A 20,774-nucleotide genomic window follows, 5' to 3' on the forward strand; every position below is an offset into this window, starting at 1 on the left:
GTCAGTGATGACCGAGAAATGGCGGCTCTTCGGAGCGGCCGGGCTGGCGGCGACGGCCGCGTACACGGCGAACCTGGGCTCCGTGGTCAATGCCCTGTGCCTGCTGGCGATCGGCGCCGGCACCATCTGGGCCTGCTTCACCGGGCCGAGCCGTTTCGGCGCCGAGCCGCGCGTGGCCTGGCGGCTGATGGCCTTCGCCGCCACCAGCTTCCTGCTCGGCGTGCTGATCCGGCCGGTCGTCGACGACCTCGCGCAGCCGCTGCCGCTGCTGGCCGACGCGGCCACCATCCCCGGCTACATCATGCTGGCCGCCTTCCTGGTCGTCCTGTTGCGCTGGCGGGTCAGCATCGACCGGCACGCCGTCCTCGACGGCCTGATCTTCTGCCTGGCCGGCGGCCTGGCCGCGGCGCTGCTGCTGGCCGCGCCGGCGGCCGAGATCCAGGACCGCGACGACATCCAGAACGTGCTGGCCGCGTTCTATCCGCTCTTCGACGTGCTCCTGCTGCTGCTCGTGGTCAACCTGACCTTCACCGCGCGGCAGTGGCCGCCGAGCCTGTTCACCCTGCTCGGCACGATGACCATGCTCTTCGTGGGCGACACCGCCTACGCGATCATCGGGACGACCGGCGAGACGTACGCGTCGCCGCTGCTCGACGTGCCCTTCCTGATCGCCTACGCCCTGCTCGGCGTCACCGCCCTGCACCCGTCGATGGTGCAGCTCAGCCGCCCGGCCCGGCCGCCCGTGCAGGCCTGGTCGGTGCGCCGGGTCGCGGTGCTGGCGCCCGCCTCGGCCACCCCGTTCGTGCTGCTGGTGGTGATCACCGACCCGAGCCGGGCCGAACGGGTGACGATCGCCGTGGCCGGCGTGCTGGCCACCGCGCTGCTGCTCGTGCGGGCCGTCTTCGCCGTACGGGCCCAGGTCGTGGCCCAGCTGCGCACCGAACACCAGGCGCTGCACGACGCGCTCACCGGCCTGCCCAACCGCCTCATGCTGGCCGAGGAGATCGAGCGGCTGCTGGGCCGGGCCACCCCCGGCGGCCTGCACCGGGTCTGGGTGTTCGTGCTCGACCTGGACGGCTTCAAGTACGTCAACGAGAGCTGGGGCCACGACACCGGCGACCAGCTGGTCATCGAGCTGAGCCGCCGGCTGCGCTCGGCCGCGCCGGCCGCGGTGCCGGTGGCCGCGCTCGGCGGCGACGAGTTCGCGCTGGCCTATCTCGGCGAGCGTGAGGGGGCGCTGCGGCTCTCCGACGAGATCAGCCGCTGCTTCGCCCAGCCGTTCTCGATCCGCGGCATCGACGTCACCATCACCGCCTCGATCGGCGTGTCCTCGGCCGCACCCGTCGAGTACGGGAAGTATCCGCAGGTCACCGAGGCCCTGCTGCGTGACGCGGACACCGCCATGTACCGCGCCAAGTCCGAGGGGCCGGGACACACCACGATCTTCGACGCCGCCATGCACGAGGAGGTCCGCGAGCGCATCGAGCTCGAGGTGGCCCTGCGCCACGCCCTCGAGGTCGGGCAGCTGCACGTGGCGTACCAGCCGCTCGTCCGGGTCAAGACCGGGGTGCCGGTCGGCGCCGAGGCGCTCACCCGCTGGGTGCACCCCGAGCGCGGGTCGATCTCCCCGGCCGTCTTCATCCCGATCGCCGAGGACGCCGGGCTCATCGGGACCCTGGGCGACTGGGTACGCCGGGAGTCGCTGCGCCAGCTCGGCCAGTGGCGGCGCGACGGCACGGTCGGCGACGACTTCTACCTCTCCATCAACGTGTCGGCCCGCCAGCTCACCGACCCCGAGCTGCCGCTGATCATCTCGGCCGAGCTGCTCGAGACCGGCGTGCCGGCCCGCTGCGTGGCCCTGGAGATGACCGAGTCGGTGCTGGTCGACCCGGACAGCACCTCGGGCCGGGTGCTGTTCGAGCTGCGCGAGCTCGGCGTGCAGCTGCTGATCGACGACTTCGGCACGGGCTTCTCGTCGCTGTCCTATCTGCGCCGCTTCCCGGTGACCGGGGTCAAGCTCGATCGTTCTTTCATCACGGGGCTCGGGCAGAGCACCGAGGACGACGAGATCGTGCGGGCGGTGACGGCGATGAGCTACGCGCTGGGGCTGACCGTGATCGCCGAGGGGGTCGAGACCCGGTTGCAGCGTGACGTGCTGGACGCGATCGGCGTGACCCGGGGCCAGGGCTGGCTGTGGGGACCGGCCGTGCCGGCGGCGGAGTTCGCCGCGCACTGGCACGTGTCGGGCGCCGCCTCTTTGCACAGTTCTCTTGATTCGGGCAAGACCACTGGCGGTTGAGGGTTCGTTCGGGCATTATTCGCTGACCGGGTCTGGTAACGGGGATCACACTCGGGTCAGGTTTCGCTACAAACTTGGTAACAAAGGAGCGACATGTCGGGCCTCGTGGTCGTCCTGCTCGTGCTCATGGCCGGCCTCGGCGCCGCCCTGATCCTCGCCACGGCGCGCCCCCGCCACACACGCCGGCCCAATATGTAGCACCCTGGGTTGATGCGCTTCGCCACCTGGAACGTCAACTCGGTCAAGGCCCGCCTGCCGCGGCTGCTGGAGTGGCTCGACACCACCAAACCCGACGTGCTGTGCCTTCAGGAGACCAAGGTCGCCGAGGGCGCGTTCCCCAGTGACGAGGTCGCTGAGCTCGGGTACGCCACCGCGGCGTACGGCCAAGGCCGCTGGAACGGTGTCGCGATCCTCTCCCGGGCCGGTCTCGACGACGTGCGCCGGGGATTCCCCGGTGAGCCGGGCTATCCGGATCCGGAGGCCCGCGCGATCGGGGCCACCTGCGGCGGCATCCGCTTCGTCTCCGTCTACGTGCCGAACGGGCGTACGCCGGACGATCCGCACTACGAATACAAGCTGCGGTGGCTGGCCGCCCTGCGCGAGGCGCTGATCCCCGAGATCGCGGCCGGGCCGGTCGTCGTCACCGGCGACTACAACGTCGCGCCGACCGACGCCGACGTGTGGGACCCGGCCGTCTTCATCGGATCCACCCACGTCACGCCCGCGGAGCGTGACGCGCTCGCGGCGATCCGTGACATCGGGCTCCGCGACGTGGTGGCGCGCCCGCTCAAGGGCGACCACCCGTTCACCTATTGGGATTACCGCGCCGGAATGTTCCATCAGAACAAGGGCATGCGGATCGATCTCGTCTACGCCACCCCGGCGGTCGCCGGACGGGTGACAGACGCGGTGGTGGACCGCGAGGCGCGCAAGGGCAAAGGCCCCTCCGACCACGCGCCGATCGTGGTCGACCTCGGCGACTGACACCGCCGATCACCCGGCCGCGCCCGGCCAACCCACCGGAAAGCACGTAGGCTCTGCTGATCAGAGAAACATCCGGCGGGGAGAGACGGGAGGGAACATGACAGCGCATTCGCCGGTCACCACCGGCGACAAGCTCGTCGAAACACCCGCACCGGCCCTGCTGCGCGCCGCGCTCGACGCGGCCAGCGAGGCCGTACTGCTGTGCGGTACCGCCGACGACAAGATCCTGCTGGTCAACGCGGCCGCCGCCGCCCTGGTGCCCGGCCTGGCCCCCGGCGGCCTGGCCGGCTCGGGCCCGCTGCCCGGACTGGCCCGCGCCGTCGCCTCCGGCGACGACAGCTTCACCGACGAATACGCCGGGCACCACCTGCACGGGCGGCGCCGCGCGCTCGGCGACGACCACTACGGGTGGTACCTGCGCGATCGCACCGACGAGGTGGTCCGGGCCGGCGCGCTGGAGGCCGAGCGGGCCCGCACGGCCTTCCTGGCCGAGGCCGGCCGGCGCCTGTCGGCCTCGCTGCACCAGGGCCGATGCCTGCGCATCACGGCCGAGCTGGCGGTGGCCCACCTGGCCGACGCCGCGATCATCGTGCTCCCGGTCAACCGCCGGCACAGCCAGTGGGTGCGCCTGGTCGCCGGCGGCACCGTCCAGGAGGGCCGTCTGCGCGAGAACGTGCTGCCCGGCGTGCCCGGCCTGGTCGAGGTGCTGGGCGGCTTCCCGCCCATCCCCAGCAAGTGGCTCGACGCCGCCCAGGCGCCCGAGTGGCTGCTGCCCGGCGACTTCGGCCCGATCGGCGCCCTGCTGGTCACGCCCCTGCCCGGCAACGCCGAGCCGGCGGGCGCGCTGATCCTGGCCCGCCGCGGCGCCGGCGCCCAGTTCACGCCCGAGGACGAGATGCTGACCCGCATCTTCGCGGCCCGCGCCGGCGCCGCCATCTCGGCCGCGGGCCTCTACCGCGAACAGGTCGACACCACCGCCGTGCTCCAGGCCGACCTGCTCCCGCCCGAGCTGCCGCAGCCCGACGGCATCGAGCTCGTCGGCTCCTATCAGGCGGCCAAGGACGGCCTGCGCATCGGCGGCGACTTCTACGACGTGTTCGGCCCGACCGACAAGAGCGCCGACACGGTGATCGCGCTCGGCGACGTCTGCGGCAAGGGCCCCGAGGCGGCCGTGCTCACCGGCAAGGTCCGCCAGACGCTGCGCGCGCTGCGCCTGGTCGAGGCCGCGCCCGGCGACATGCTGCGGGTGCTCAACCAGGCCCTGCTCCAGTCGACCCGCCAGCACCGTTTCGTCACGATGGTGGTGGGCTCGGTCAGCCGGGCCGACCACGGCCGGGTCCACCTGACCCTGGCCACCGGCGGCCATCCCCCGCCCCTGGTGCTGCGCGCCGACGGCACGGTCGAGGAGGTGCCGACCAGCGGCACCCTGATCGGCGCGGTAACGCGCACGGTGGTGCGGCCGGCCGATGTGGAGCTCGCTCCCGGCGAATTGTGCCTGCTCTACAGCGACGGCCTGACCGAGGCGAGGGGCGGAGCGTCCGGCACCGAGGAATACGGCGAGGCCCGCCTGCGCGACGCGCTGTCGGAGTGCCGGGGCATGCCCGGCGCGGCCACGGTGGAGCGCATCCGCCAGCTCGTCTCCGACTGGGTGCACGGCGGCACCAGGGACGACATCGCGATGCTGGCCGTACGGGCCCCCGACCGCACCCAGCTCAGCCTCCGGACGGGCGCCCGCAACGCGTCGCCGTTCGCCATCGACGCGCAGCGGCGAGGTGACCGGCGCGTGAGGCAGCGGACATGACGGTGCCCACGTCGTTCCGCTCCGGCCTGGCCGACGAATATCTCCAGCTGGTCGGTGACAGCGACGAGTACGGAGCGGTCGCGATGGTCACCGAGCTTCTGGACGAGGGCGTGCCGCCGCAGCGGGTCATGATGGACCTGATCGCCCGCACGCAGGCCCGGGTGGGCGAGCTGTGGGCGGCCAACGAGTGGTCGGTGGCCCGGGAGCACGCGGCGACGGCGATCAGCGAGCGGGCCCTGGCCGCGGTGGCGGCCCGCACGCTGGTGAAGCCGAGCCGGGGCAGCATCACGATCGCCTGCGTGGACGGCGAATGGCACGCGCTGCCGGTCCGCCTGCTGGCCGAGATGCTGCGCCTGGACGGCTGGCGCGTCGACTTCCTGGGCGCCAACGTCCCCGGCCAGCACCTGGTCACCCACCTGCACCAGACGGGACCGGACGCGGTCGCCCTCAGCTGCATGATCGCCACCCGTCTCCCCCGGGCCCACGCGGCCATCACGGCCTGCCGAGCGGCCGGCGTCCCGGTGATAGCGGGCGGCCGGGGCTTCGGCCCGGGCGGCCGATACGCCCAGCACCTGGGAGCGGACGCGTGGGCGGCGGGCGCGGAGGAGGCGGTGCAGCGCCTGGCCCGCAACTGGCCGCCACATTCCCCCGACCCGCAGCTGTCGGCGTTCCTGGGCGACGAGGAATACACGTACGTGGTCCGCCACCGGGGAAACCTGATAGGCACGGCGATGGAGACGCTGGCGCGGACATATCCGCGCCTGCGCGAATACAACACCCGCCAGCTGGACGCGACCACCGAGGACATCGCGCACATCGTCGATTTCCTGGCCTCGGCCCTGTACGTCAGCGAGACCCAGATCTTCACCGACTTCATAACGTGGACCGCCGCCGTCCTCGACGCCCGGGGCGTGCCGCCGGTCGCCCTGCGGGTCGGCTTGGAGGCGGTCCGCGCCCAGTTGCGGGACTTCCCCACCGCCGTGGCCATCCTCAACGCCGGCACCCAGCTGGTGAAATAAATAGCTCGCGCCGGATCGGCGGTGCGGCTAACGTGCTCCCCATGCGCTGACAACTCCTCCGGCCCTCCCTGTCCGGCCCCGCCTTCCGCGGCGCCGTCGACCGTGGGTGTGTGCCGTTGATCGTGCTCGGTTCCGGGTGCTCCGGTGGTTGTCCGCCGTGGAGACGCCTCAGCGCCGACACCCGGAGCGCGTTCACTCTCTTCTCACCACGGCTTCGCACTGCCCGGCCCGGCGTTCGCGCCGGGCCCCGAGGAGGCCCGTATGCCTGCCCAGCCCTTCACCGTCCACGTGGACGCCGACGACCTCGCCGCCAACGACTTGGCGGCCGGCCTGTTCGGCTCGTCCACGACGGGTTCTCCCGCCCGCCGCGACACCGCCGCGGGCGCACAGCACCACGGCGCCCACGACACCCGGCAGGACGCCCGCGAACGATCCGGCCGCTCCCGCTCGGGCCGAGCCGCCGGAGCCGCTTCCAGCCGCTCCTACGCTTTCCGCCGCAGCTAGGCCACCATCGCCGGCGCGCTCACGGTTCCCCGTGGCGCGCCGGCTTCACGGCGTACCGCTTTCCGCAGCACGCCGGCTTTCGAGGCGCTCGCTTCCGGGGCGGGCCGGCCTTCCGTGGCGGGCCGGCCCCACACCGCCTGCCCAAGCCGCTCGATGGTGCGGCTACGGGCCCAGCCAGCGATCTGGTGGCACCCTCGAATAGTCGGCGAGGCTCTCCACGAAAGCCGCGAACTCCGGATGGCCGGGACCGATGATCCACTTCGGTGGGTTCACGGGGCGGCCGGTCAGCAGGGCCGACAGCTCGCGGAACACCTCCGCGTTCCTGGCCTGGCGCCGCCACAACAACAGCGGGCCGGGAACTCGCGTCGACAGGCGCTGGCCCAGCGCCGTCACCACGATGTGGCTTGCCATCTCCGTGTCCAGCAGGCACAGCGTCGTGCCGGTCGACATCGCCAGCGCCGCGAACGTCTCCCGGACCGACGGCGACATCAGGAACAGACGGCTCTGTTCGGTCGTCGCCGGCATGAACCAGAACGTCAGGTGATCCGGCAGGATGCCGAACCTGTCGCTGACGCTCAGATAGACATAGCCCACCGTGACCCGCGAGCCGGCTCCCTCATCGTCGTACTCGCGCAGCGGGCCGTCCACCGGGAAGCTGAGCGACAGGTCGAAACTCCGGCCGGTCTCGTCGGCCGCCGCCACGTCCAGTTCCACGGCCCGGTCGCCGATGAAGCCGTACGTCCCCGGCATCGACATCGGCGCGCCGCCGGGCAGAACGATCGCCGTCGACGTCTCGACCTCCGGGTCGCAGAGCTTCGCGACCTCGGCCAGGAAGACACCGGCATCACGCCGGGGCACGTGGAACTCATAGCTGAAGTCGATGCCCACGGTCACCTACTATCCCGGGGACGGCACAGACGATCCAGTACGCCACGAGCGGCCCCCTCACCACGATCCGCGCCGCCGCCGCCGGCCAGGATCTTCCTCGTGGCCCTGACGCGCTGTGCCACCTCGTCATCCAGCCCACCGACGCCAAGGGTCTCGCCCTGTTGCGCCATCGCGGCATAGCCGCCCGGGCCCGCTGCGGCTTCGCCACCTACTTCCAGCCCGGACGGGGCCTCGACCACTGGATCACCGAATACCGGCAGGACCGGTTCGGAGTACGACGCCCTGATGGACACGATCGCAGCGGTCGCCGCCCTCTACCCGGTCGAGGATCTCGCCGTGCCGGCTGACCTCGTACGCTGACTTTCAACTAGTTGGTTGACACGCTCGTGGCACGGGTCTACCGTTACTTTCAACCGATGAGTTGAAAGAGGGTCGACATGGCGGCGGAGGAGCTCTCCAAGGCGTTCGCCGCCCTGGCCGATCCGACGCGGCGCGACATGGTGGCCCGGCTGGCCGGTGGTGATGCCACGGCCGGGCAGCTCGCCGAGCCGTACGAAATGTCTCTGCAAGCGGTCTACAAGCACCTCAAGGTGCTGGAGGAGGCCGGGCTCGTCAGTCGCCCGCCGGGGCCGCAGCCGCGATCCGTGCGGCTCGAGCGGGACGTCTTCGACGAGATCGGCGGATGGGTCGAGCAGTACCGCCGCCGCGCCGAGTCGCGCTACCAGCGCCTGGACGCGGTGCTCGCGGACATGAACGAGCAAACCGACGAGGAGAAGGGCAAGTGAGATGACCGAGGCACGGATCGAAGCCGACAAGGAACTGCCGATCATCCGGATCACCCGCGACTTCGCGGCCACGCCGGAACAGCTGTTCCGGGCGCACACCGACCCCGAGCTTTTCGCCCGGTGGACCGGCCCCGACGGGACCACGGTCCGGATCGACCAGTGGGACGCCAAGAGCGGCGGCGCCTGGCGCTTCGTGGGCGCCGTGGGCGACGGCCCGGAGTTCGGCTTCCACGGCTGCTTCCACGAGGTCCGCCCCGACCGGATCGTGCAGACCTTCACCTACGAGGGCGACCCCGACGGCGTGTCCCTGGAGACGCTGACCTTCGAGGATCTGGGCGATGGGCGTACGAGGTTGCACGCCCAGTCCCTGGTCGACAGCTTCGCCGGCCGGGACGCCTGGCTGGAGAGCGGCATGGAGACCGGCGTCAACGACGGCTACGCCAAGCTGGAGGCACTGGTCGTCAAGGGCGAGATCTGACCGCGGAAGCGAACAGGGCGGCGCGTGCCGCCCTGTTCGCCGCGGGTCAGCCCAGTTCGGCGTAAACGTCGTCCAGGCGTCCGTGGTACATGTCGGTCTTGGTGTTGAAGTTGGGGCCACCGATGCGCAGGGGCAGCGGGTTGCTGATGTTCAGGTTGGCCGGGATCGTGGCCGTGCCGCGGACGACGTTGTCCACGAAGACCGAGAGCGTGGAGCCGCTGCGCTGGCAGAGGATCTTGTGCCACTGTCCGTCGGCGACCGAGGAGGCCGAGCGGGCGACGTAGATGGTGGCGGAGCCGGTGCCGACGACGGCGCACTGCGCCTTGCCGTTGGTGCGGCCGACCTGCATCTTCCACTGGCTGGCGGTGGTGGCCACGCCCTTCTGCATGATGTTGGCGGAGCCGGTGATCTGCGCCTTGGTCAGCTGGATGCGGGCCGACCAGCGGAACGTGCGGGTGCCGGGGTTGAGGTCGGCGTCGTCGGGAGCTTCGAGGAGTCCGCGCGGGCAGCTGGTGGCGTTGCTGGCGCAGGCGCCGGGGAAGCTCGCGTAGCGCCCGGTGGGCGTGCCGGCGTCGAAGCGGATGACGCCCTGGTCGACGGAGCGCACGGTGAGGGAGGTCCCCCGACCGGAGGTGTCGGCGACGCGGCCGTTCACAGCACCGGCGTCGAAGGTGTAGCGAGCCACTAGAGCGGGCGCGGCCGCAGCGGCGGGAGCGGGCGCGGCCGCAGCGGGCGCCGCCGCCGGCAGGGCGCCGGAACGGGCAGCGGCGGGAGCGGGCGCGGCCGCCGGCAGGGCGCCGGAACGAGCAGCGGCCGGAGCGGGCTGGGTGGTCGGCGATACGCCGGAACCAAGAGTGGCGGGAGCGGTGGTGGCTACCGGGGCGGCGCCGGGGCGGATGGCGGTCGGGGTGGTCGCCGCGAGGGGCGGCGGCGTGGTGGCCGCGGGCGCGGGGAGCCCGGGAGCGGCCATCGCGGGCGCCGGGACCGCGAGACCGGCGAGCGCAACGAGGGCATAAGCCATTTTCATACGTATAACTTCACGTATAGGCCGCCAAAGGGCAAAGGACCGCTTTCGGCGTTTCGGCGGGATTCCCCCGCCCGGACGGGCGAGCCCGTCCGGGCGACGGGAGGTGCCCGTCCGAGGGATCAGCGCCAGCCCGGCCGGGTTACGGCGAGCTGGGCCACAGCAAAGTCAGAGGACCTCGTTCTCCAGGGCGATCTGGCACACCGCGACCAGGCGCAGGACGTGCCACTCGGCGGTGAGCCACTCGGCCGTGCGGACCGGGGCCGTTCCGGGGGACGGCAGCGAGCGGCCCATGCGGCGCGCGCCGGCCGCGATCGAGCGGGCGTACGACGCCAGGCCGTCGGCGTCGGGGGCCTGGTCGGCGTCGGCCAGGGCGTCGCGGACGCCGGCCGCGTGCTGGTCGATGAGGGCGAGGACGCCGGGGTCGGCGAGCGCGGCGACGATTCCGTCGACGCCCACGCGAGCCATCATCTCGTCGAGCGTGCCGGCGGCCGGCGAGGTCGGGACAAGAGCGGAAATCGGGGCGAAGGCCAGGAATTCGTTCGTCATGCGGAAGAACTTATGGCCTCCGCCAACCCCGCGACAGGGGGGTGACCGAACGGCACCCGAGCGCTCCCCACGCTGCTACGCAGGCAGTTGATCCATCGCCTTGTAGATCCTTTTGTCCGAAATCGGATAGGCGGTTCCCAACGATTGGGCGAAGAAGTTGATCCTCAGTTCCTCGATCATCCAGCGGATCTCGCGCAGCTGTTCGACGGCCGAGCCACCGAGATCGGACCGCAGCTCGCGGTACTCCGACTCGATCTCGTGGATCTGGGCCATCAACTGCCGGTCGCGGGCCAGGTTGCCGCCCAGGCGATCCAGGCGATAGACGATCCCCCGCAGATAGCGCGGCAGATGATGCATCTGCCGGAAGCCCGTCTCGGTCACGAACCCGGCGTGCACGAGCCCCTTGAGCTGCTGCCGGATGTCGGCCAGGGCGGGCAGCAGCGCCGGGTCACGCAGCGACTTCAACCTCTGTTCGACGTCGTACGCCGTCGCGAGCACCGCCTGGACCTGCGTCACCACATTCGCCACGGCGTCGACCAGGTCCTGCCGTACGTTGTCACGCAGCGACGCGAACTCGATGGACGACCACACCGGGCCGCCCGCGTCGGCCACCAGCTTGTCCACGGCGGCGCCCGCGCAGTCGTCGAGCAGGTCGGCGATCGAGCGGTACGGGTTCGCCCGTGACAGTTCGAGCTTGGCCCGGTTGTCCAGGCGACCCTGGAGGTAGCGGGCCGCCGGTGGCAGCGTGAGCAGCAGCAGCTTGCGCGTGCCGGCGGTCATCGCCGTACGCTGCTCGGCCTCGCTCTCGAAGACCTTCACGGCGACGCTGTCGCCCTCGTCGGCCAGCGCCGGATAGACGTTCACCTCGTAGCCGCCGCGGACCTGGGCCACCCGGCGCGGCAGCACGCCGAAGTCGTTCGTGGTGATGCCGCGGCGCTCGATGTCGCCGGCCGCCTTGGAGATCGTCGCCTGCACCTTGGGGGCGAGGCCGCGGCGCAGCACCTCGAGGTCGCGCCCCTCCCCCAGCGTCTTGCCCTGCTCGTCGACCACCCGGAAGTTGACCCGCAGGTGGTCGGGCACCTGGTCGGGACGCCACGCGTCGCGCGGAACGATCGTGCCGGTGAGCCGGCGCAACTCGTTCCCGACGGCGTCGGGCAGCGGGCCGCGCCGGGCCGGCACCCGGTCGAGGACGGCCTCGGCCCAGTCCGGCACCGGCACGAAGTTGGTGCGCAGCGCCTTGGGCAGGGCCCGGATCAGCGCGATCACGACCTCCTTGCGGAAGCCGGGCACCGACCACCCGAAGTCTTCGGCGTCCAGTTTGTTCAGCAGCGGAAGCGGCACCTCGACGGTGACGCCGTCCGCCGTCGTGTTCGGCTCGAACTCGTACGACAAAGGCAGTTTGACGCCGTTGGCGAGCCAGGCGTCCGGGTACGCGTTGGGGTCGACGGAGTCGCGCCCGGCGTTGACCAGCAGCTCACGGGTGAAGGTCAGCAGGTCGGGCTGGGTGCGGCGGGCGTTCTTCCACCACGCGTCGAAGTGCCGGGCCGAGACCACGTCGCCCGGGATGCGGGCGTCGTACAGGGCGTAGACCGTCTCGTCGTCGACCGCGATGTCGCGCCGCCGTGCCCTGTTCTCGATCTCCTCGATCTGCTCGAGCAGTTTCGCGTTCTCGGCGAAGAACTTGTGGTGGGTCTCCCAGTCGCCCTCGACCAGCGCGTGCCGGATGAACAGCTCACGCGAGACCACCGGGTCGACCTTGGAATAGCCGACCTTGCGGCGCGGAACGATGGGCAACCCGTAAAGAGTTACTTTCTCGTACGCCATGACGGCGCCCTGCTTCTTCTCCCAGTGCGGTTCGCTGTAGCTCCGCTTGACCAGGTGCGGGGCGAGCTTCTCGGCCCATTCGGGCTCGATACGCGCGTTGACCCGGCCCCATAGACGGCTGGTCTCGACGAGCTCGGCCGACATGACCCAGCGCGGCTGCTTCTTGAACAGCGCCGATCCGGGGAAGATGGCGAACTTGGCCCCGCGGGCGCCGAGATATTCGCGCTTGTCGGTGTCTTTCAGGCCGATGTGGCTGAGCAGGCCGGACAGCAGCGCGGTGTGCACGTGCTGGCCCTCGGCGACGTCCTCGCGGTCCTCCGACAGGGTCAGTCCGAGAGTACGGGCCACCTGCCGCAGCTGCGCGTAGATGTCCTGCCACTCACGGACCCGCAGGTAGTTCAGGAATTCCGTACGGCAAAGTCTCCGGAATTGGTTTCCCGACAGCTCCTGCTGTTTCTCGCGAAGGTAGCGCCACAGGTTGAGATAGCTGAAGAAGTCCGATTCCTTGTCGGTGAACCGGGCGTGTTTCTCGTCGGCCTGCTGCTGTTTGTCGGCCGGGCGCTCGCGCGGGTCCTGGATGGACAGCGCGGCCGCGATGACCATGACCTCGGCCACGCACTCCTGCTTGTCGGCCTCCATGACCATGCGGGCCAGCCGGGGGTCGACCGGCAGCTGGGCCAGCTGGCGGCCGAGCGGGGTGAGGCGGCGCTCGTCCAGGGCGCCCAGCTCTTCCAGGAGCTTCACGCCGTCGGTGATGTTGCGGCGGTCCGGCGGGTCGATGAACGGGAACTTGGCCAGGTCGCCCAGGCCCAGGTTGGTCATCTGGAGGATGACGCTGGCCAGGTTCGTCCGCAGGATCTCGGGCTCGGTGAACTCGGGCCGGCCGAGGAAGTCCTCCTCGGAGTAGAGCCTGACGCAGATGCCGTCGGCGACGCGGCCGCAGCGGCCCTTGCGCTGGTTGGCGCTGGCCTGCGAGACCGGCTCGATGGGTAGCCGCTGCACCTTGAGCCGGTTGGAGTAGCGGCTGATGCGGGCCGTGCCGGGGTCGATGACGTAGCGGATGCCGGGCACCGTCAGCGACGTCTCGGCGACGTTCGTGGCGAGCACGACCCGCCGCTGCGAGTGCCGTTCGAAGACCTTGTGCTGCTCGGCCGCCGACAGCCGGCCGTACAGCGGCACGATGTCGGTGTTGCGCAGGTTGCGCTTGCCGAGCGCGTCGGCGGTGTCGCGGATCTCCCGTTCGCCGGACAGGAAGACCAGGATGTCGCCGTCGCCCTCGCGGCCGAGCTCGTCGACCGCCTCGGCGATGCCGTCGACCTGATCGACGGGCTCTTCGGTCTCGTCCTCGGTGTCGAGCGTGACGAGGGGGCGATAGCGGACCTCGACCGGGAACGTCCGCCCGGACACCTCGATCACCGGCGCCGGTTTGCCCGATTGATCGGCGAAGTGCGTCGCGAAGCGGGCGGTCTCGATCGTCGCCGAGGTGATGATCAGCTTCAGGTCGGGCCGGCGCGGGAGCAACTCACGCAGATAGCCCAGGATGAAGTCGATGTTGAGGCTGCGCTCGTGTGCCTCGTCGATGATCAGCGTGTCGTACCGCCGCAGCATCCGGTCGTTCTGGATCTCGGCCAGCAGGATGCCGTCCGTCATCACCTTGACCATGGTGTCGTCGCTGACCTGGTCGGTGAAGCGCACCTTGTAGCCGACCGTGCTGCCCAGCGGCCGGTCGAGCTCCTCGGCGATCCGCTCGGCCACCGTGCGGGCGGCGATCCGCCGCGGCTGGGTGTGCCCGATCTGCCCGCGCAGGCCGCGGCCCAGCTCCAGGCAGATCTTCGGGATCTGGGTCGTCTTGCCGGATCCGGTCTCGCCGGCCACCACGACCACCTGGTGGTCGCGGATGGCGGTGGCGATGTCGTCCTTGCGCTGGCTGACCGGCAGCGACGCGGGATAGGTGATCGTGGGTACGGAGGCGAGCCGCGAGGCCAGGCGGGCGGCCGCCCGGTCGGTGTCGGCGGCGATCTCGGCGAGCACGGACGTACGCGCCGCCTCGTCCTTGATCTTGCGGGTGCCCTCGAGCCGGCGCGTCAGCCGGCGCTCGTCGTGCGGGAGAAGCTCGGCTATCCGGCGGCGCAGCTCGGCTACGGCCGGTGGGGCAGGTGTTATCGACATGGCGCAGCAAGAATAGGCGGATCTCGGCGCAAACGCCTGGTGATTAACGCCCCAGGTCGTCCACGGCCGCCATCTCGCCGGCGGTGAGCTCGAATCCGGCGATGTCGGCGTTGCGGGTGATCCGCTCCGGCGTCGACGACTTCGGGATCACGACGATCTCGTGCTGGACGTGCCAGCGCAGCACCACACGCGCCGTGTCGACGCCGTGAGCGGCCGCGATCTTCGTCAGGACCGGGTCGTTCAGGTTCGTCGTCTTGAACGGCGAATAGCCCTCGAGCACCACGCCGCGGTCCCGGTGCGCCTGGACGAGCCCGGCGTCGTACAGGGAAGGGCCGAACCTGATCTGATTGACCGCCGGCGTCACACCGGTCTCGGCGGTGAGCTCGTCGATCTCGTCCGGGCCGTAGTTGCTGACGCCGATGGCCCGCGCGAGCCCGGCGTCGCGGATCGCGGCGAACTCCTTCCACACCTTCACCGAACGGCCCCGGTGCGGCGGCCAGTGGATCAGCCACAGGTCGACCGCGTCCAGGCCGAGGGCGTGCAGGCTGGCCTCGATCGTCCGGCGCTCCTTGCCGGCCCGCTCGGGCGGCAGCTTGGTGGTCACGAAGACCTCGTCGCGCGGCACCCCGGAGTCGGCCAGCGCGCGCCCGACCTCCTCCTCGTTGCCGTACATGGTGGCGGTGTCGAGGTGGCGGTAGCCGGCCTCCAGCGCGTCCCGGACGGCCTGATAGGCCTGGTCGCCGCGGATCTGCCAGGTGCCGAAGCCGAGCAGGGGCATCTCGACCGGTGTGCCGTCGGCGGCCTTGGCCAGCGGCAGGGCAGGAATCGTCATACGAGCCATCCTGCCCCGCGATTCGCCGGCCGGCCAGATCACTCCGCGGTCGCCCCGGTCGCCGGCCGTTCGGGCACGGGGGCCCGCAATGGCACCGCCGCCGGGTTGTGGCCCGACGGCACCGAGGACGGCAGCGCCCCCAGCCCGGGCAGCCGGGTGTTCTCCATCGCCGCGCGCTCGGCCAGCGCGCGCTCCAGCGCCGCCTGGGTGGCGGCCTCGTCGTCCGTGCGTGACTTGCTCATCTCTGGTTCCTCCTCTTTCCCGACAGGAATCGTGAAATGGAATCGGGTACCGCCACCGGGGTTGTCCGTGACGCCGATCTCGCCGCCGTGGCGCTCGACGATCCGCTTGCAGATGGCCAGGCCGAGACCGGTGCCGACGTATCCGGCGGCGGACTGCGCCCGGTGGAAGCTCTCGAAGATCTCCGGCTTGTCCTCGTCGGGGATGCCGATGCCACGGTCGGCGATCTCGACGCGGGCCCAGGCCTCGCCGACGATCGCGCCGGTCACGTCCACCCGCGGCGTGGTGCCGGGGCGCACGTACTTGAGGGCGTTGCCGACGAGGTTGTCCAGGACGTGGCGCAGCATCGCCGGGTCGGCGTACACCACGGGCATCGGCCCCACGAAGACGTCCGGCCGGTCCTGAGGCCGCAGGTGCTCGACCCGGTCGCGGATCACCTCGTCCACCAGCGCGCCGAGTTCGACCGGCCGGGTCCGCAGCGGCGCGTTGCGCGCCGTGCTGTAGGCCAGCAGCGTGTCGATGAGCCCGCCCATCCGGTCGACCGCCCGCACGATCCGCTGCAGGCTGTCGCGCACGTCGTCCCCGGCGTCCGAGGCCGGCACGTCGGCCAGATCCTCGATCGCCGCCTCGCAGTGCCCGCGGATCACCGCCAGCGGCGCCTTGAGGTCGTGCGCCACCACCCCGGCGAACACGGCCAGGTCGTTCTCGTAGCGCCGCAGCTCGGTGATGTCGTGGAAGACGGCGACGGCACCGCGCTGGCCGGCGCTGATGTGCAGCGGGCGCCCGTCGACGCTGAGCAGGATGCCCTCGGGCCGGCGCGGATTCTTGATGATCATCTCGACGCCGTCGGACGATTCGCCCCGCAGGGCGCGGATCAGCGGTAGCTCGTCGAGCGGGAACACGGTGCGCCCGTCCGGCTTGTAGATCCCGTAGTGCTGCTGCCAGTTGTCCGGCCCGTCGACGTCGTCCATCCCGCCCAGCAGTTGCCGGGCCGCCGGGTTGTGCAGCAGGAAGGCGCCGTTCTCGTCGACCACGCCCACGCCGTCGCCGATGCTGTTCATGATCGCGCCGAGCAGGCCGGCCTGGCGCCGGCTCTCCGCCTCGGCCTCACGCAGCTCGGCCGTGCCCTCCTCGACCTGGGCCAGGGCCCGGGCCCGCCCGGTGGCCAGGGTGTACACCAGCCCGGACAGGATCAGGGTGACGGCGATGCCACCGAGCAGAACACTGAGCGGGAGCGGGCTGGTCGCGCCGGGCAGCAGCTTGGCGTCGGCCTGGGTGATCAGCGTCCACTGCCGGTCGGCGACCTGGAAGTCACCGCGCCGCTCGAGCTCGGTGTCGGCGCCGACGGAGTAGTCGGCCACCACCGGGCGGTCGCCGTCGCGGTCGGCCGCCAGCAGGGTGGCGTCGAGCTGGCCCTGACTGGCCGTGGCCAGCACGCCGCTGAGGAAGTCCTGCCCGCGCAGGCCGAGCACCACCCAGCCGCGGAAGCTGGGGAACGAGGTGCGGGCCCAGACCGGCGCGGCGAAGACGAACGAGTGCTGCCGCTGGGCCTCGGGCAGGTTGCGGTCGCGCAGCAGGACGTAGGTGTCGGAGACGCTGGGCTGGCCGATCCGGCGCGCGTCCTCCAGCGCCGCGGCGGCCTCGGGCGCGGCCGACACGTCCAGGCCGTTGAGGGCCGGGCCGGCCGAGTTGAGCGTCCGCGTGTAGACCGAGAAGTAGTGCTCGCCCTCGCCGGCCGGCTTGAGCTGGAGCCCGTCCGAGCCCCGGCTGCGCCACAGCTTCTGCACCGCCGGGATCTCGGCCGTGGTGGCCGGCACGACGAAGGCGAGCGAGGCGGCGCCGATCAGGTTGGCCGAGGACAGCGGCGCGGTCGCCGCGTCGAAGTCGGCCCAGGTGAGCTCGTCGTCGGTGCCGAGGCCGGCCGCCGTCGCCTCGGTCAGGGCGCGGAACCGCTCGGTCTCGGTCTGCACGGCGGCCTGCGCCATGGCGGTGCGCTGGTCCATGACGCGCTCGGCGGTCTCGGCCTGGTCGGAGCGCATGCCGGCGTACACCAGACCGAAGATGACGAGGCCGACCAGCGCGACCGAGACGGCCAGAGCGAGGCCCCTCTTGTCCGCCGCCAATCTTGCCACAAATGTGAGCTTAAAACGCAAATCACCCCGGTCGGCCAGGTTCGGCCGACCGGGGTGAGGCAAGCTCACTTCCAGGTGTCGTACTGGTACAGGTTCCGCTGCGCCATCAGGGTCGTGATCTTGGTGTAGTAGTTGGGGTCGGTGGCGTAGCCGGCCTTCCACACGTTCCAGATGAACTTGTTCGCGTCCTTGGTGTAGGTGAAGGCCGGCTTGTAGCGGCTGTTCACCCGCAGGAAGCTGCCGTGGTCGCGGAACGAGTGCGCCATCGAGGCGTACGTCCGGAAGCTGGCGACCGTGGTGAAGCAGGTGCCGGCCTTGGTGCACTCCTGGGTCGTGTAGTTGTGGCAGCCGCTGGCCAGCGTCCCGTACCGGCCGCTCTGGCACTTGATGCCGAAGTAGTTCTTGTCGACCGAGGCCAGGCCGCTCTTGCCCCAGCCCGACTCGAGGATGGCCTGGGCGATCGTGACCGACGCCGGGACGCCGTACTCACGCCAGCCGCGCTGCGCGCCCGGCACGGCCGCGGCCAGGAACTGCTCCGGGGTGACGACGGTGGCCACGGGCGTCTTCACAGTGCCGGGACATTGCGCCAGGGCGGCCGTGACGACGTACGCGTGCGAGATGTAACTGCCGTCGGAGAGCTTGTTCCATTGCGAGGTGGTACGGACGGTGCCGCTCACCGTGGTGCCGACGACGCCGCAGATGCCGTTGACCTTGGCGCCGGTCGTCACCGAGCGCTTGACGGGCGCGGTCGTCGACGGGGCGGTCCGGATGTTGACCTTGCCGTCGGAGCTCTTGACGGTGCCGACCTTGTAGGTGGTCTTCACCGGCGTCTTGGTCTTCACGGGCGTCTTGGTCTTCACGGCCGACGCCTGCGGCGACGCGGTCGCGCACTTCTTGATCGTGGCGCTGCGCAGGTACGAGTGCGTGACGTACCCGCCGGTGCTCAGGCGGTCCCACTGGGTGGTGGTGCGGACGGAACCGCGCACGCTCTGGCCGGTCACCGAGCAGGCGACGGTGACCTTCTGGTTGTCGCGCAGGGAGCCGACGACCTTCGCGGCCAGCGACGGCGCGGAGCGGACCTTCAGCGTGCTGCGGACGTCGACCGTGGCCGTCACCCCAGCCGCGTAGGCCGCTTGGGGTACGGCGAAAAGGCCGGCCCCCACGGCGAGCGCGAGCATCGGCCCGGCGAACCGGCGGGTGTACTGCCCCATGAAAAGATCCCCCTCGTTTCGGTCGTCGTCCGTTTGAAGGTCCCGGCGCGGCGTTGCGGGCCAAGAGCGATCTGGGGTGCAGGAACGTTGCCGAGGTGTCCTGCTGTGGCGAGAATGTGCCGCAGGTGACGTTGTGCCGGATGGTGCGAAGGCTTGAAAATTCGATCGGCTGGGAAATGCGCGTACCGCCGTTGACCGCGACTCGCAGAAGGGCAGCCCGCCGATGACGGCCCTGGCGTCCCCGTCGTTACCCGACACCCGCTCCCGGGGTGCCGGCCATCTGGTCGCGCCGCTGGCCACATTCGTGCTGGCGGTGGCCGCTCTCTACGCGGTGTGGCGTGTCGCCATCCGCTCGTCGCTCGGGCAGCGGGCCGACACGGCCGCGATGAACGGCGCCGACGTGGGCCACCCGAGGGTGGTGGAGGTGCTCGACCGCACGCTGAACGGCACGACGCTGGCCACGCTGGTGCTGGTGTGCCTGTTCGCGGCGGTGTTCGGGGTGTTGCGCAAGCGCGCCGACCTGGCGGTCGGGGCGGCGCTGATGGTGATCGGCGCGAACGCGACGGCCCAGCTGCTGAAGATGGGCCTCTACCGCCCGGACCTGGACGGCACGGACATGCCGAACTCGTTCCCGAGCGGCCACACGGCGGCGGCGGCGTCGGTGGCGTTCGCGGTGATCCTGGTGCTGCCGCAGGCGCTGAGGGGAACGATCGCGCTGGTCGGTTTCGCCTACGTGACGGTGATCGCGGTGGCGACGGTCTGGGCCGAGTGGCATCGCCCGAGCGACACCGTGGCGGGTTTGCTGGTCACGCTGGCGTGGGGTTCGCTCGCGGTTTTCGTCGTACGCCTGTGGCGGCTGCGCACGCCCGGGGCGCCGCGCCGCCCGAGCAGGGTGGCAACGGTCCCGCTGATCCTGGCCGGCGTGGTGGCGGCGATCGCGGCGGCGTTCGGCATCGCGGCGGAGGCCATGCTCGACGACCTGCCGGGCCGTTTCACATTCTTGTCCGGCTCAGCGGCGATCACGGCCGCGGCGGCCGGAGCATTTCTCGTCTGGGTGTGGCTGACGGCCTCGCCCGGCGCCATTCAAGGAGGCACCAAGTGACCACACCAACCACCCCCGAGAATTCCGGAGTGCCTTCGGGCCCGTCCGGGGTGCCCACATTGCCCGCCCAGAACGTGGCCGCCGGCCCGACCCCCACGGTCGTGGTGGGCACGTTCCCCGAGTACGCGCTGGCCCAGCAGGCGGTGGACCTGCTGTCGGACAACAAGTTCCCGGTGGAGCGCACAGCCATCATCGGCACCGACCTGCGCCTGGTGGAGAACGTCCTGGGCCGTCTGACGGTGGCCAGGGCGGCCCTGGCCGGCGCGGCCTCAGGCGCATGGTTCGGCTTGTTCATCGGCTTGCTGTTCGGCTTGTTCAGCGACTCGAACTGGTTCGCCGTGATCCTCTCCACGCTGCTGATCGGCGCCGTCTGGGGCGCCATCTTCGGCGCCATCGCCCACGCGGCAACCGGAGGCCGCCGCGACTTCGCCTCCCGGAGCTCCCTGCAGGCAGGCCAGTACGCCGTGACGGCCGACGCCGAGGTGGCCGCCCAGGCCCAGCAGCTCCTGGTCCAGCTGAACTGGCGAGCCTCAGGCGCCCAGTAGCCCCACGAAGCGGAGGCCCCGGACCACCGGTCCGGGGCTTTTCCTTCGTACCGAGCAGGATCTCCCGCCGCCCCGACCCCGCGCATTCCTACGACCAAGCCTTCCCCCATGCAGCCCTCCCCCATGCAGCCTTCTCCCACGCGGCTTTCTCAGCCCAGCCTTCCTCTCCGGCCGCCCCTTTCCCCAACGGGCCGTTTGCCGGCCGGAACCTCCGAAAAGCTGCATTACACCAACTTGTTTCCGCCCACGCTCCCCGAGACCTCCTTTGCCGTCAGGGCCTTTTCCACCCGACCCGACAGCAATTCGCGCAGTCCAGGATCCGAACAAACGCAAGTCGGCCGACACGCAAAAGACAGCTCGCGGCAATCCCGGCTTACACGGCCGACAG

16 protein-coding genes are annotated in these 20,774 nt (G+C 71.0%); 9 read left to right on the forward strand and 7 right to left on the reverse strand.

Annotation, left to right across the window (positions count from 1 at the left end):
- Positions 1–7: 7 nt before the first annotated feature.
- From ACFY36_RS07840 to ACFY36_RS07860, 5 genes are all read left to right on the forward strand, one after another.
- On the forward strand, positions 8–2,299 hold the full coding sequence (locus tag ACFY36_RS07840) for a putative bifunctional diguanylate cyclase/phosphodiesterase (RefSeq protein ID WP_499745148.1): 2,292 nt from the start codon (positions 8–10) through the stop codon (positions 2,297–2,299).
- 210 nt (positions 2,300–2,509) lie between these two features.
- Entirely contained in the window at positions 2,510–3,283 is a 774-nt protein-coding gene (locus ACFY36_RS07845) for an exodeoxyribonuclease III (RefSeq protein ID WP_499745149.1), read from the forward strand.
- 97 nt (positions 3,284–3,380) lie between these two features.
- Positions 3,381–5,084: a PP2C family protein-serine/threonine phosphatase gene (locus tag ACFY36_RS07850; RefSeq protein ID WP_499745150.1), complete on the forward strand. Its 1,704-nt coding sequence runs from the start codon at positions 3,381–3,383 to the stop codon at positions 5,082–5,084.
- Positions 5,081–6,103: a cobalamin B12-binding domain-containing protein gene (locus tag ACFY36_RS07855; RefSeq protein WP_499745151.1), complete on the forward strand. Its 1,023-nt coding sequence runs from the start codon at positions 5,081–5,083 to the stop codon at positions 6,101–6,103. Before ACFY36_RS07850 ends, ACFY36_RS07855 begins: the two co-directional genes overlap by 4 nt.
- Positions 6,104–6,364: 261 nt before the next feature.
- Positions 6,365–6,607: a hypothetical protein gene (locus ACFY36_RS07860; protein WP_499745152.1), complete on the forward strand. Its 243-nt coding sequence runs from the start codon at positions 6,365–6,367 to the stop codon at positions 6,605–6,607.
- 162 nt (positions 6,608–6,769) lie between these two features.
- On the opposite strand, the gene ACFY36_RS07865 is transcribed toward ACFY36_RS07860, so the two are convergent.
- Entirely contained in the window at positions 6,770–7,501 is a 732-nt protein-coding gene (locus ACFY36_RS07865; protein ID WP_499745153.1) for a hypothetical protein, read from the reverse strand.
- Between the two features lie 431 nt (positions 7,502–7,932).
- On the opposite strand from ACFY36_RS07865, the gene ACFY36_RS07870 reads away from it, so the two are divergent.
- The gene (locus ACFY36_RS07870; protein WP_499745154.1) at positions 7,933–8,280 is read left to right on the forward strand and encodes an ArsR/SmtB family transcription factor; all 348 of its coding nucleotides are present in this window, start codon (positions 7,933–7,935) and stop codon (positions 8,278–8,280) included.
- A gap of 1 nt (position 8,281) precedes the next feature.
- Positions 8,282–8,758, forward strand: a complete 477-nt coding sequence (locus tag ACFY36_RS07875) for an SRPBCC family protein (RefSeq protein WP_499745155.1) — start codon at positions 8,282–8,284, stop codon at positions 8,756–8,758.
- A 46-nt stretch (positions 8,759–8,804) separates the two neighbouring features.
- Here ACFY36_RS07875 and ACFY36_RS07880 read toward each other — a convergent pair whose 3' ends face one another.
- From ACFY36_RS07880 to gsmA, 6 genes are all read right to left on the reverse strand, one after another.
- Positions 8,805–9,779 (reverse strand): LamG-like jellyroll fold domain-containing protein, encoded by a 975-nt coding sequence (locus ACFY36_RS07880; RefSeq protein WP_499745156.1) that lies wholly within the window; start codon positions 9,777–9,779, stop codon positions 8,805–8,807.
- Between the two features lie 171 nt (positions 9,780–9,950).
- Positions 9,951–10,331 (reverse strand): DUF6401 family natural product biosynthesis protein, encoded by a 381-nt coding sequence (locus tag ACFY36_RS07885; protein ID WP_499745157.1) that lies wholly within the window; start codon positions 10,329–10,331, stop codon positions 9,951–9,953.
- A gap of 75 nt (positions 10,332–10,406) precedes the next feature.
- Positions 10,407–14,324, reverse strand: a complete 3,918-nt coding sequence (hrpA, locus tag ACFY36_RS07890) for an ATP-dependent RNA helicase HrpA (protein WP_499745158.1) — start codon at positions 14,322–14,324, stop codon at positions 10,407–10,409.
- 43 nt (positions 14,325–14,367) lie between these two features.
- Positions 14,368–15,156, reverse strand: a complete 789-nt coding sequence (locus ACFY36_RS07895) for an aldo/keto reductase (RefSeq protein WP_499745159.1) — start codon at positions 15,154–15,156, stop codon at positions 14,368–14,370.
- A 38-nt stretch (positions 15,157–15,194) separates the two neighbouring features.
- Complete coding sequence (locus tag ACFY36_RS07900; protein ID WP_499745160.1) at positions 15,195–17,528, reverse strand: ATP-binding protein; 2,334 nt, start codon at positions 17,526–17,528, stop codon at positions 15,195–15,197.
- A gap of 65 nt (positions 17,529–17,593) precedes the next feature.
- A complete protein-coding gene (gsmA, locus tag ACFY36_RS07905) occupies positions 17,594–18,739 on the reverse strand; it encodes a sporangiospore maturation cell wall hydrolase GsmA (RefSeq protein ID WP_499745161.1) in 1,146 nt (381 codons plus the stop codon).
- A 223-nt stretch (positions 18,740–18,962) separates the two neighbouring features.
- Here gsmA and ACFY36_RS07910 point away from each other — a divergent pair, with 223 nt between their 5' ends.
- Entirely contained in the window at positions 18,963–19,841 is an 879-nt protein-coding gene (locus tag ACFY36_RS07910) for a phosphatase PAP2 family protein (protein ID WP_499745162.1), read from the forward strand.
- Entirely contained in the window at positions 19,838–20,386 is a 549-nt protein-coding gene (locus ACFY36_RS07915) for a YflT domain-containing protein (protein WP_499745163.1), read from the forward strand. Before ACFY36_RS07910 ends, ACFY36_RS07915 begins: the two co-directional genes overlap by 4 nt.
- Positions 20,387–20,774: the final 388 nt, after the last annotated feature.

The organism is Actinoplanes sp. NPDC000266 (assembly GCF_042899005.1).
Taxonomy (GTDB): Bacteria; Actinomycetota; Actinomycetes; order Mycobacteriales; family Micromonosporaceae; genus Actinoplanes.